Origin of the sequence: Salipiger aestuarii, assembly GCF_003259905.1 — a bacterium.
GTDB classification, from domain to species: Bacteria; Pseudomonadota; Alphaproteobacteria; order Rhodobacterales; family Rhodobacteraceae; genus Salipiger; species Salipiger aestuarii.
The window spans coordinates 43,057-56,198 of sequence record NZ_QLMG01000016.1 but is presented as its reverse complement, the minus strand read 5'-3'; the positions used below and the strand labels follow the sequence as shown (position 1 = coordinate 56,198).

Below are 13,142 nucleotides of genomic sequence, written 5' to 3'. Positions count from 1 at the left end.
CTTGATCTGTATTCTAACATTTGTTAGATTTTTGGGAAGAACATAATTTCGGTCATGGGGAGTGGCACCGATGCAATTCCAGCCATCAGAAGATCAAAAAGCGTTTCGCGAAACCGCGAAGCGATTCGCAACGGAGAAGCTGGCGCCCAGCTATCTGGAACGCGCCAGCGGACACACCTTTGATCGGGCGCTGATCAAAGAGATGGGCGCACTGGGTCTGATCGGCGCCGATCTGCCCGAGGAATTCGGCGGGCTTGGCGAAACGTCTGTCACCTCGGGGCTGATCGTCGAAGAGATCGCCTATGCCGATTTCAACGCAAGCTATGTGCAGCTTCTGGGCTCGCTCATGGGCGGCATGGTCGCCAAGCACGCCTCCAAGGACATCGCGTCGGAATGGGTGCCCAAGGTCGTTTCGGGGGACGCCGTCATTGGCCTGGGTCTGACCGAGCCGCGCGGCGGATCGGATGCGGCGAACCTGATCCTGAAGGCCGAAAAATCCGGCAACGGCTGGCGGCTGAATGGTGAGAAAACTTCGATGAGCTTTGCCAGTCAGGCCGATGCGGCGGTGGTTTTCGCCCGCACCGGCGACCCTGACGGCGGGTCGCGCGGAGTCAGCGCCTTTTTTGTCGATCTCAATCAGGACGGCATCAAGCGCACCCATTTCGACGACATCGGCACCAAGCCTGTCGGGCGTGGATCGGTGTTCTTTGACGACGTGTTTGTGCCGGCCGAAAACATGATGGCTGAACAGGACCGCGCCTTTGGCACGATCATGGCAGGCTTTGACTATTCTCGCGCGCTGATCGGGCTGGAATGCCTCGGCGCGGCGCAGGCGTCGGTGGATGAAACCTGGGCCTATGTCCAGGAACGCGAGGCGTTCGGCGCGCCCATCGTGCAGTACCAGGGCGTCAGCTTTCCGCTGGCCGAGGCCGAAACCCAACTGACCATGATGCGCCAGCTTTGCTACTATACGCTGGATCTGCGCGACCGTGGCCTGCCCCACACCTCCGAGGCGGCGATGTGCAAATGGTACCTGCCCAAAACCGCCTGCGAGATCCTGCACCAGTGTCTGATCCTGCACGGGCATTACGGCTATACCACCGACCTGCCGCATCACCAGCGTTACAACGACGTTCTCGGCCTTCAGATCGGCGACGGCACCGCGCAGATCCAGAAGCTGGTGATCGCCCGCGAAAAGGTCGGGCGGATGGCGCTTCAATACGACAAGAAGGCGAAGGGAGCCGCGAAATGAGTGACCCGGTCGCCGTAAGTACCGAAGGCAGCGTCGGCATTATCGAGCTGGCGCGCCCCGAGAAATTTAATTGCCTTTCACTGCAAGTGCATGAGCACATCGCTGCCGCGCGCGCCGGGTTCGAGGCCGACCGGGACATCCGGTCGATCCTGATCCGGGCGCAAGGCAAGCACTTCTGCACCGGCGCCGATCTGGCCGAGGTGAAAGGTAAACTGAACGATCCCGCCGCGCTGGACCATTTCATCGCTTTTGGAATGAACAACCTGCGCGCGCTCGAAACCTCCTCCCTCCCTGTCGTAGTGGCGGTGCAGGGTTTGTGTCTGGCCGGTGGGATCGAACTGATGTTGGCTTGCGATGTGTGCTTCGGGGCCGAAACCGCGCAATTCGGCGATCAGCACGCGCAATTCGGCCTGATTCCCGGCTGGGGCGGGTCGCAACGGCTGACGCGGCTGATGGGCCAGCGCCGGGCGCTTGATCTGATGTTCTCGGCCCGCTGGCTCAAGGCGGACGAGGCGAAAGCGGCCGGTCTGGTGAACTATGTGGTGCCCGATGCGGAGCTGCATCAGACCGCGCTTGAGTATTGTCAAAAGATCGCCACCCGTTCGCGCCCCGGTATCGCCGAGATGAAACGTCTGGCACGGGAAGGTGCGGACCTGGGCATCGACCAGAAAATGCGGCTTGAGCGCGACGCCGCGGTGCGCGCGCTGCCCAGCGACGACGTCGCCGAAGGCCTTGATGCTTTCGAAAACCGCCGCGACCCCGCTTTCAAAGGCTGAGAAGACACCATGGATTTCACTTTGAACGACGAACAACGCCAGATTTACGAATATGGCGGCCAGCTGGCGCAGAAATATGACAATGCGTATTGGCTCGAACACGCTCGCAAGCATGAGTTCCCGCACGATATGTTCAAACAGATTGCCGATGACGGTTTTCTGGGGATCATGGTGCCCGAGGAATACGGCGGCGCCGGCCTTGGCATGACCGAAATGGCCCTGTTCATGGAGGGCACCGCAAATCACGGCATTCCGCTGCTGATGATGGTGGTCGGCCCGACCATGTCGCTGGCCCACATCGCCAGCCACGGGTCCGAGTTCCACAAGAAAGAGCTTCTTCCGGCTGCCTGCCGGGGCGATATCCAGTTCTGTTTCGCGATCACCGAACCGGGGGCCGGATCCAACACGATGAAGGCCACCACGCTGGCCAAACGCCGGGGCAACCGGTTCAGCCTGTCGGGGGAAAAGACCTTTATCACCGGCGCCGAGGTATCGGACTACTGTCTGGTCGTGGCGCGGACCAAGCCGCACACCGAAGTCAGCCGCAAGACCGACGGTTTTACCCTTTTTGCCGTGGATCTGAAGAAAAAGGGCGTGGAAAAGCAGCGGGTGAAAATCTCGATCCCCTTGCCCGAGGAACAATGGACGCTTTTCTTCGACGAGGTGGATCTCGGCCCCGAGGATGTGGTCGGCGAGGTGGACGAAGGGTTCTCGATCCTGTTCGACAGCCTCAACCCCGAGCGGATTATCCTTGCCGCGTTGTGCTGCGGCATCGGCCGGTTCGCCCTGAACAAGGGCGTGGCCTATGCCTCCGAGCGCAATGTGTTCGGCCAGCCCATCGGGGCGCATCAGGGTGTGCAGCACCCGATGGCCAGGGCGCATACAGCGGTCGAGATGGCCAGCCTGATGACCCGCCGCGCCGCATGGGAATTCGACAACAAGCTGCCTGCGGGTGCGTCTTCGAACATGGCCAAATACGCCGCCGCCGAAGCCGGAATCGAGGCCGTGGATGCCGCGCTTCAGGCCCATGGCGGGTCGGGCTTTACCGAAGATACGGGGCTTTACGAAATGTATCCGCTGGTACGCCTGCTGCGCACAGCACCCGTGAACCGCGAGCTGTGCCTCAGCTTTATCGGCGAAAAGGTCATGGGCCTGCCGCGATCCTACTGATCGCGCGGCCTGTAAGGGAGGACGACATGCAATTTGGAATGCGCTTCCGGCGGCAGGACGCCGCCGACAAGGTGAACGATCGCTTCTGGCACGAGATCGAGGGCACGCCGCTCGACGAAGTGCGCCGCATTCAGGAAGAGCGGCTGCGCGAGCAGATGGCCTATCTCAAGGCGAACTCGACCTTCTATCAGGAAAGGTTCGCGGAGGCGGGTGTCGATTTCGACGATATCCGCACCATCGAAGACCTGCAGAAGCTGCCGTTTACCTACAAGACCGAAATCCGCGAAAGCCTTGCCGCGGAACCGCCCTTCGGCAAGCACCGGGCCGCGCCGATGGCCGACATCATCCAGATGCAGGCCTCATCCGGCACAACCGGCAACCCGTCCTATGTGGCGCTGACCGAAGCCGATACCGAAATGTGGCACGAGATGACGGCGCGCTGTTTCTTCGCCAATGGCGTGCGTCCCGGCGACATGGCGCTGCATGCGTTTTCGCTGGCCAAAGGCTTTGTCGGCGGCATCCCGGTGATGCAGGGTTTGCAGTATATGGGCGCAATTGACGTGCCGGTGGGCGCCGACGGTGGCGCGGAACGGCTGCTGCGCGCCTGCGCCGACACGCGGCCGCGCTGCATCGTGGGCGCCCCGAATTTCGTTCTGCACCTTGCGGATAAGGCGCCGGAGGTGCTTGGATGCAAAGCCACCGAGCTGGGCGTCGAGCAAATTGTCGTTGGTGGCGAACCCGGTGGCGGCATCCCGGCAATTCGCGCCAAGATCGAAGCGGCCTGGGGTGCGAAATGCTGCGAAATGCTGGGCGGCACCGATCTGGGCGTGACCTACTGGGCCGAATGCGATGCACAGTCGGGGATGCATATGGTCAACATGGACTACATCATCACCGAACTGCTCGACCCCGAAAGCGGCAGGATCATTCCCTGGGAAAAAGGTGCCGAGGGCGAGATGATCTATACGGCGATCGGGCGGCAGGCCAGCCCGGTCGTGCGCTTCCGGTCGGGCGACTATATCGAGGTCATCGACACCGAATGCACCTGCGGGCGCACCGGCCCGAAGATCCGCTGCACCGGCCGGACCGATGACATGCTGATCGTGCGCGGCGCCAATGTGTTCCCCTCGGCCATCAACAGCGTGGTGACCGAGATGGTGCCGGACACCAACGGCGTCATGCGCATCGTGGCCGATTTCGCAGGCCATACCACGCAGGGCGCGCTGAAGGTGATCGTCGAACGCGGTCCCGACCGCGATCCGGCGGATGACGACGCCCTCAAGAAGAAAATCGAACAGCGTCTGCGCGACGCTCTTGTCTTCAAGGCCGACGTTCGTCTGATCGCGCCCGACACGTTCGAAAAACCCGGCGCCGCCAAGGTCGCCTTCGTTCTGAGAGAATACCCCGACCTGCCATGACAAAAATGAAATCCCTTCTCGACACCGGGTCCGACGACTTCCGGGAAAACGACGCGCGGTATCGCGAAAAGATCGTCGAGCTGCATGCGCTTCGCCTGCAACAACGTGTCGGTGGTCCCGAAAAGGCGCGGGACAGACACTTGTCCAAAGGCAAGATCCTGCCGCGTGAGCGTATCGAGCGTCTGATCGACCCGGGCACGCCCTTTCTGGAACTCGGTGAACTTGCCGGGCTGAACAAATATGACGGCGTGCCGCCGGGCGCAGGGATCATCACCGGCATCGGCGTGATCGAGGGCCGTCAGTGCATGATCATCGCCAATGACGCCACCGTGAAGGGTGGCACCTATTTCGGCATGACCTCGCGCAAGCATGTCCGCGCCCAGAAAGTCGCCTGGAAGAACCGCTTGCCCGTAATCACGCTGGTCGATTCCGGCGGCGCGTTCCTGCCGGATCAAGAGAACATTTTCCCCGATGAGGGTCAGTTCGGTTCGATCTTTCACCAGCAGATCGGCATGTCGGGCGACGGCGTTCCGCAGATCGCCGTGGTCATGGGCCCGTGCACTGCGGGTGGTGCCTATATCCCCGCGCTTTGCGACGAGGTGGTGATCGTGCGCGGCCAGGGCTTCATGTATCTTGGCGGGCCAGAGCTGACCTTCGCGGCGACCGGCGAAAAAGTCGAAGCCGAAGAACTGGGCGGCGGCAAGATGCATTCTTCCGTTTCGGGGGTGACAGATCACCTGGCCGAGGATGACGCGCATGCACTGGCGATCACGCGCGAAATCGTCAGCCATCTGGGCGAAAAGCCCCTGCCCCGCAAGACCCCCGAACCGCCGCGCGCGCCAGCCTATCCGGTCGAGGAGATCTACGGCATTGTCAGCCGCGACACCAAGGTGCCGACCGACAACCGCGAGATCGTCGCGCGGCTGGTGGACGGCAGCGACTTCCACGAATTCAAGCCGCTTTACGGCGATACCATCATGACCGGCTGGGGCCGCATCCACGGCCACGAGGTCGGCATCCTTGCCAACACCGGCGTGCTGTTCGTCGAGGCCGCGCTGAAGGCCACACATTTCATCAATCTCTGCGTCCAGCGCGACATTCCACTGCTGTTCCTCGCGGATGTGAACGGCTTCATGGTGGGCCGCGAGGTCGAGCAGATGGGCATCGCCAAGGCCGGGGCCAAGATGATCACGGCCATGTCTTCGGCCCGGGTGCCAAAGTTCACCATCATCACCGGCGGCTCCTACGGCGCGGGATACCTGGCCATGCTGGGCCGCCCGTTCCAGCCGGATGCAACGTTCGCCTGGCCTACGGGCCGCTCTGCCATCATGGGGCCAGAGCAGGCCGCCAGCGTGCTGGCGCAGGTGCGCGCTCAGATCAACGCGCGCGAGGGCAAGAGCTGGACGCCCGAGGAGGAGGAAGCCTTCAAGGCCCCGATCCGCAAGGAATACGAGGATTTTCAAGGCGCGTATAATTTCGCCTCGAACCTCTGGATCGACAGCGTGATCGAGCCTTGCGAAACCCGCGATGTCATGGCGCTCATGCTGGACGTAACTTCGCGCAGGCCAAAGGTCGAAACCAATTTCGGCGTGTTCAGAATGTGAGGCGCGAGTCATGAAAATCAAAACGCTTCTCATCGCCAACCGCGGCGAAATTGCCTGCCGGATCGCGCGCACCGCGCGGGCCAGCGGTATCACCCCTGTCGGCGTGCATTCCGAGGCCGACGCCAACGCCCTGCATGTCCGCGAAATCGGGCACTCCGTCTGCGTCGGAGCAGGCCCGGCATCCGAAAGCTATCTGAAGATCGACGCGGTGATTGCCGCCGCGCAGTCGGTCGGCGCGGATGCGATCCACCCCGGCTACGGTTTTCTGGCCGAGAACCCCGATTTCGCCCGTGCGGTCGAGGCCGCCGGCATGATCTTCATGGGGCCTACGCCGCAAACGCTCGAACGCTTCGGCGACAAGGCAAGCGCCAAAGAGGCCGCCGTGGCCGCCGGTGTGCCGGTGATCTCGGGCGCCGAGGGCGCGCGGTCGGACCCCCGGCAGATCGCAGCGGAGGTCCGGGAAATGGGCCTGCCGGTCCTTCTCAAGGCGGTCGGTGGCGGCGGCGGGCGCGGACAGCGCCTGGTGACCGACGAGGCCACCCTGGTTGAGGACATCGAGGGCGCGCTGCGCGAAGCAAAATCCACCTTCGGCTCCGAAGGATTGCTTCTGGAAAGATTCCTGCCCGAGGCGCGCCATGTCGAGGTGCAGATCGCTGGCGACGGCAAGGGGCATGTGGTGCACCTGTTCGAACGCGACTGCACGCTTCAGCGGCGTCACCAGAAGGTCATCGAAGAGGCGCCCGCCTGGGGCCTGCCCCGCACGCTTCTGGACGATATCGCGCATGACGCGGTGCGCCTGGGCGAAACGCTGGACTATCGCGGCCTCGGCACGGTGGAGTTTCTGGTTGCCGGCGAGGAGTATTTTTTTCTTGAGGTGAACCCGCGCATTCAGGTCGAACACCCCGTCACCGAGGCGATCACCGGGCTGGACCTTGTCGCGCTGCACCTGCGCATTGCCGAAGGCGCGGGCCTTGGCCTGGTGCAGGACGATCTGGCGATCAGCGGCCACGCGGTCGAGGCGCGGCTTTACGCCGAAGACCCGGCGATGCAATTCGCGCCGTCAACGGGTACGCTGACTACGCTCAGCCTGCCGGATGGTTTGCGCATCGACAGCGGTGTCGAAGAAGGCGACGCGGTCACACCCTTCTACGATCCCATGATCGCCAAGCTGATCGTCCACGCGCCGGACCGGGAAACCGCATTGGCGCGGCTGGCGACAGCCTTGGACCACGTCGCGGTCGAGGGCGTGCAAACCAACCGTGCCTTTCTGACGGCGTTGGCGCGTGACCCTGAATTCGAACAGATGCAGGTTCATACCCGCTGGATCGACGGCAGGCTCGACGAGCTGACACAGGCAGGGTCTCTGGCCCGCCCCGAGCTGTGGAAGGCCGCCGCCGCCGTTCTGTTCGTAGCCACGTCGCGTCGTGATTTATGTGCCGACCCCTGGACCAATCGCGACAGCTTCACCGGCTGGCGGCTTGGCCTGGGTGGCGATGCGATCGAAGCCGGACAGCGTGTGACACTGACCGATTCCGGCGGAGCCTCCGAAGAGTTGCGCGTCGGGCCGGTCAAGCACAAGGACCGCTACACCGTTCTGTCGGAAACCGGCGATGCGGCGACATTGACCGCCCGCGAAATCAAGCCGGGCCGGTGGCGCCTGAGCGAGGGCGACACGGTCCACCACATCAACGCGCGGCTGCACGCGGGGGTGATCGAGATGGACACGCCCGAAGGGCGTCTGGTCTTCCGCCCTGCCGCACCTCTGGACTTTGCGGGGGGAGATGTGGCGGCGGATCGTGCGGTGGCCTCTCCGCTGACCGGGATGATCGTCGAGATCAAGGTGGCCGAGGGTCAGACCGTGGCCGAGGGCGACGTGATTGCGATCATGGAATCCATGAAACTTGAGATCTCGATCCGCGCTGCCGCAGCCGGGATCGCCAGCAACATATCCGTCTCGAATGGGGACATGGTCGATCGCGGCCAGGTCATCGCCGAGATCCTAGCACCCGAGGAGTGATGAGATGAGCGACTTTCCCAAATTCGTCGAATTCCGTGAAGAAGGCCCGCGCGAGGGCTTTCAGATTGAAAAGAAGATCTATCCGATCGAGGATCGGATCGAGCTGATCGACATGCTCAGCGAGACCGGTCTGAAACGCATTCAGGTGGGCAGTTTCGTCAGCCCCAAATATGTGCCGCAAATGGCCGATACCGGCGAGTTGTTCCAGCGTATCAAGCGCAAGCCCGGCGTGAACTACACGTCGCTGTGGCTGAACGACAAGGGGTTTCGCAAGGCCCTGACCGCACATGAGGTCGATATCGACCCGCGCCTGTTGTTCTACCCGTCCGAAGCCTTTGCGCAGTCGAACAATAATTGCTCCTCTGCCGAAATGCGCGAGAAACAACGCGACTGGGTCCGTCTTTACAAGGAAGAAGGCTACACTGTCGATGCGGCTTATGTGATGACGGCGTTTGGCTGCAACTTCGAAGGCCCCATGCCGCAGGAGCGCATACTGGACGATTTCCGCTTTATCCTGCAACTTTGCGACGAAGAGCAGATTCCGGTGCCGATCCTGGTGGTCGCCGATACCATGGGCTGGGGCAATCCGGAGGCGGTCAAGCGGATGATCGGTGCGCTGCGCGAGATGGCGCCGGATGCGCGCATCGGCATGCACATTCACGACACGCGCGGGCTTGGCATCGCCAATGTCTATGCCGCCCTGTCGATGGGTGTGGACATGTTCGAAAGCTCGGTCGCGGGCCTTGGCGGCTGTCCTTTCGCGGGCCACGGCCACGCGCGCGCCGCCGGCAATGTCTGCACGGAGGATGCGGTTTTCCTGTGCCATGAACTTGGCATCGAAACCGGCATCGACCTGGACAAGCTGATCGCAGCCGCGGTCAAGGCGGAAGAGATTATCGACGCGCCGCTTATGGGCCGCGTCATGCATACTGGCGGGCTCGACAAGTACCGCAAGGCAAGCTGAGGGGGAACGACGAAAATGGCGAAGGCACTTGATGGAAAAGTGGTTCTGGTCACTGGCGCGGGCGGCGGGATCGGGCGCGATATTGCGCTGATGGCCGCGTCCGAAGGCGCCGCCGTGGTGGTCAACGATCTGGGCGCGTCGCTGAAAGGCACCGGGCAAACCGAAACCGCGGCGCAAAAGGTAGTCGATGAAATCAAGGCCGCTGGCGGCGATGCGGTTGCCAATGGCGGCAACGTAACCGATCCCGACGCCGCGCGCGCGATGATCGAGGCGGGCGTCAAGGAATTCGGCCGCATCGACGCCGTGGTGAACAACGCCGGCATCCTGCGCGACGGGTTCTTCCACAAGATGACCTATGAGGATTTCGACGCGGTGGTGAAGGTGCATCTTTACGGTGCGTTCAACACCAGCCGCGCCGCCGCCGACCATTTCCGTGAGCAGGAGGGCGGCGCGCTTGTGCACATGACCTCGACCTCGGGGCTGATCGGCAATTTCGCGCAAGCGAATTATTCCGCCGCCAAGCTGGGCATCGCCGCATTTTCGAAGTCGGTGGCGCTTGACCTCAAGCGCTGGAACGTCCGTTCCAATTGCATCGCGCCCTTCGCCTGGAGCCGGATGATCTCGTCGATCAAGACCGACACGCCGGAACAGCAGGCCCGCGTCGAGAAGATCAAGGAAATGACGCCGGCCAAAGTCGCGCCGATGGCTTGTTTCCTGATGAGCGACCGTGCGTCGGACGTCTCGGGGCAGATCTTCGCGGTACGCAAGAACGAGATATTCCTGTTCAACCAACCCCGCCCGGTGCGCTCTGTCCATTCAGGCGAGGGCTGGACCGCCGATGAAATCGCCGAGCGCGCCATTCCCGCGCTCAAGTCGCAATTCACACCGCTTGAAGTATCAGCGGATGTCTTTTCGTGGGATCCGGTCTGATGGGAAAGCGCAAGGAAAAGATCAGCTCGAAAATCGGCTGGAGCACCCCCGACAAGATCTGCGTGCGCGGTCTCGACCTGCCCAACGAAATTCTGGGGCACATGAACCTTGGCGATCTTGCCTTTCTTCAGTTGACGGGCCGCAAGGCCACGCCCGAGGAAAGTCGCGTCTTCAACGCCATCATCATCACCCTGGTCGAACACGGCATCACACCTTCGGCTCTGGCGGCGCGCATGACCTATATGGGCGCGCCGGAATCGCTGCAGGCGGCCGTCGCGGCGGGGCTGTGCGGGCTGGGCACGGTCTTTGTCGGATCAATGGAAGGCGCGTCGAAGATGCTTTACGAAGCGCTGCCCGAGGACAAGCTGGGCACCGGCGCCGATCTGGACGCCATCGCGCTGGAGACTGTCGAAAAATTCCGCGCCAAAAAGGCCATCGTTCCGGGGCTGGGCCATCCGGTGCACAAGCCGGTTGACCCGCGCGCGCCACGTCTGTTCCAGATCGCGGCCGAGAATGGAAAATCCGGCGAATACATCGAACTGATCCAGAAAATTCAGACCGTCGCCGAGGAAAAGTCCGGCAAGATGCTGCCGATCAATGCCACAGGTGCGATCGGTGCGATCTGCTGCGAATTCGGTTTCCCCTGGAAGATCGTGCGCGGTTTCGGCGTGATGGCACGCGCCATCGGGCTGGTCGGTCACATCCTTGAGGAAAGCGAAAATCCGATCTCCTTCGAATTGTGGCAGCGCGCCGAAGAAGAGATCCTCGAAACCTCCGGCCCGGGAGCGGCTTGAACGATGCAGACTTCGGCACCCGACACCCATAACGATCTGCGCGACGCGCTTCGTGCACTCTGCGCGCAATTTCCGCCGGAGTATCATCGCAGGTTCGGCGAGGATGGCGCCTATCCCGAAGAATTCGTCGACGCGCTGACCCGCGAGGGCTGGCTGGCGGCGATGATCCCCGAGGAATATGGCGGCTCGGGCCTCGGTCTGACCGAAGCCTCTATCATCATGGAAGAGGCGAATCGCTGTGGCGCCAATGCCGGTCACTTCCACGGGCAGATGTACAACATGGGCACGCTTTTGCGGCACGGCTCGGACGCGCAAAAGCAGCAATACCTGCCCGGCATCGCCAGCGGCGCGTTGCGCCTGCAATCCATGGCCGTGACCGAACCGACCACCGGAACCGATACCACCAAGCTCAAGACCACAGCGGTCAAAAAGGGCGATCGGTACGAGATCAACGGTCAGAAGGTCTGGATCAGCCGTATCCAGCATTCCGACCTGATGATCCTGCTGGCCCGCACCACACCGCTGAAGGATGTCAAAAAGAAATCCCAGGGTCTGTCGATCTTCATGGTCGATCTGAAAGAGGCCATCGGAAATGGCATGGAAGTCCGCCCCATCGCCAATATGCCCGGACACGAAACGAACGAGGTGTTCTTTGACAATCTCGAAATCCCGGCCGAGAACCTGATCGGCACCGAGGGGCGCGGCTTTTACCATATCCTCGACGGGCTGAACGCCGAACGGACGCTGATCGCGGCGGAATGTATTGGCGACGGCTATTGGTTCGTGGACAAGGCGCGCGCCTATGCCGGCGAGCGTGTCGTTTTTGACCGTCCCATCGGGCAGAATCAGGGCGTGCAGTTTCCCATCGCCAAGGCCTATGTGAATGTCGAGGCCGCGAACCTGATGCGCTTTGAGGCCTGTCGGCGTTTCGATGCCGGGCAGGATTGCGGAGCGCAGGCGAATATGGCCAAGCTGCTGGCGGCCGAAGCCAGTTGGGAAGCGGGCAATGCCTGTCTCCAGACCCATGGTGGCTTTGGCTTCGCGCGCGAATACGACGTCGAGCGCAAGTTCCGCGAGGCCCGGCTGTATCAGGTGGCCCCGATCTCGACCAACCTGATCCTGTCCTATGTCGGCGAGCATATTCTGGGTATGCCACGGTCGTTCTGAGATATGACGAGGCAGAAGTTGATCCTTGTCAAAAGGAACGGCCGCCGCATCCTGTAAAATTGCCGTCACAGCAATCTGAAAGGGTGATCGTCATGAAACGACTTCAGGGAAAGACGGCTTTGATCAGCGGTGCGGCCAAGGGCATGGGGTCCGCCGAGGCGCGTATCTTTGCCGCGGAAGGTGCGCAGGTTATCGTCGCCGATGTTGACGATGCGGGCGCGAGCGCCGTGGCGAAGGACATCGAGAACGCGGGAGGCCGCGCCGCGGCGGTGCATCTGGACGTGTCTGACGCCGCGAGTTGGCAAAACGCCATTGCAGAAGGGAACAAGGCATTCGGCAACATCAACGTGCTGGTCAACAATGCCGGTATCCTGGTCATGAAGCCCGTTCAGGACACGACCGAAGACGACTGGGACAAGATCTTTGCGATCAATACCAAGGGCGTCTTTTTGGGCACCAAGGCGGTTTTGGAGAACATGAAAGCCGCCGGCGGCGGAGCAATCGTCAATATCTCGTCCATCTATGGCCTGGTCGGCGCGCCCTCGTCAGCGGCATACCAAGCGACCAAGGGCGCGGTCCGGCTGTTTACCAAGGCGACGGCGGTGGATTACGCCGAGTTCAACATCCGGGTGAATTCGGTTCATCCTGGCGTGATCCGCACAGCGATGACCCAAGACATTCTGGCCGACCCAAGCGGTCAGAAAGAGATACTTGGAACAACGATCTTGCAGCGCCCGGCGGAGCCGGAAGAAGTGGCCCGGGCGGTGTTGTTTCTGGCGTCCGACGAGGCGTCTTTCATGACCGGATCCGAAATGGTCGTCGATGGCGGCTATACCGCGCAGTAAAAGGGGCAGCGCCGGAAACGCAATGAAAGCCGGTCCGGTTGGCGATGTCCCGATCCTGGCCAACCGGGCACCGCCTGTTCCGGTCGCGAAGTGCGTGACGCGGGGGATGTGGCGCAAGACAAGTTGAAAGAACGCCAGCCCTGGCCGGGCGCGGGCCCGCCGCCTCTCCTGGCGGGAATGAGTCCTCTATCTGGCGGGGCGTCAA

11 protein-coding genes are annotated in these 13,142 nt (G+C 62.2%); all 11 read left to right on the top strand.

The genetic code is table 11. The annotated features are described in order from the left end of the window. The first annotated feature begins 70 nt into the window (after positions 1–70). The 11 genes from ATI53_RS10375 to ATI53_RS10325 all read left to right on the top strand — a co-directional run bounded on the left by ATI53_RS10375 (position 71) and on the right by ATI53_RS10325 (position 12,937). Entirely contained in the window at positions 71–1,252 is a 1,182-nt protein-coding gene (locus ATI53_RS10375; protein WP_111550348.1) for an acyl-CoA dehydrogenase family protein, read from the top strand. Beyond that, positions 1,249–2,028 (top strand): enoyl-CoA hydratase/isomerase family protein, encoded by a 780-nt coding sequence (locus ATI53_RS10370; RefSeq protein WP_111550347.1) that lies wholly within the window; start codon positions 1,249–1,251, stop codon positions 2,026–2,028. The genes ATI53_RS10375 and ATI53_RS10370 overlap by 4 nt, the downstream gene beginning before the upstream one ends. 9 nt (positions 2,029–2,037) lie before the next feature. Beyond that, complete coding sequence (locus ATI53_RS10365; protein ID WP_009504383.1) at positions 2,038–3,198, top strand: acyl-CoA dehydrogenase family protein; 1,161 nt, start codon at positions 2,038–2,040, stop codon at positions 3,196–3,198. A 26-nt stretch (positions 3,199–3,224) separates the two neighbouring features. Next, positions 3,225–4,616: a phenylacetate--CoA ligase family protein gene (locus ATI53_RS10360; RefSeq protein ID WP_009504381.1), complete on the top strand. Its 1,392-nt coding sequence runs from the start codon at positions 3,225–3,227 to the stop codon at positions 4,614–4,616. Then, complete coding sequence (locus ATI53_RS10355) at positions 4,613–6,220, top strand: acyl-CoA carboxylase subunit beta (RefSeq protein WP_009504379.1); 1,608 nt, start codon at positions 4,613–4,615, stop codon at positions 6,218–6,220. The genes ATI53_RS10360 and ATI53_RS10355 overlap by 4 nt, the downstream gene beginning before the upstream one ends. Before the next feature lie 10 nt (positions 6,221–6,230). Further along, positions 6,231–8,237, top strand: coding sequence for an acetyl/propionyl/methylcrotonyl-CoA carboxylase subunit alpha (locus tag ATI53_RS10350; protein WP_111550346.1), 2,007 nt, complete (start codon positions 6,231–6,233; stop codon positions 8,235–8,237). Between the two features lie 4 nt (positions 8,238–8,241). Next, on the top strand, positions 8,242–9,201 hold the full coding sequence (locus ATI53_RS10345; RefSeq protein WP_009504377.1) for a hydroxymethylglutaryl-CoA lyase: 960 nt from the start codon (positions 8,242–8,244) through the stop codon (positions 9,199–9,201). A gap of 15 nt (positions 9,202–9,216) precedes the next feature. Beyond that, positions 9,217–10,131, top strand: coding sequence for an SDR family NAD(P)-dependent oxidoreductase (locus tag ATI53_RS10340; protein ID WP_009504375.1), 915 nt, complete (start codon positions 9,217–9,219; stop codon positions 10,129–10,131). Then, a complete protein-coding gene (locus ATI53_RS10335) occupies positions 10,131–10,925 on the top strand; it encodes a citryl-CoA lyase (RefSeq protein WP_034452341.1) in 795 nt (264 codons plus the stop codon). The genes ATI53_RS10340 and ATI53_RS10335 overlap by 1 nt, the downstream gene beginning before the upstream one ends. 3 nt (positions 10,926–10,928) lie before the next feature. After that, entirely contained in the window at positions 10,929–12,092 is a 1,164-nt protein-coding gene (locus ATI53_RS10330) for an acyl-CoA dehydrogenase family protein (protein WP_009504372.1), read from the top strand. A gap of 92 nt (positions 12,093–12,184) precedes the next feature. Next, positions 12,185–12,937 carry an SDR family NAD(P)-dependent oxidoreductase gene (locus tag ATI53_RS10325; protein ID WP_089962649.1) on the top strand — a complete coding sequence of 251 codons (753 nt, stop codon included), beginning with the start codon at positions 12,185–12,187 and terminating at the stop codon, positions 12,935–12,937. Positions 12,938–13,142: the final 205 nt, after the last annotated feature.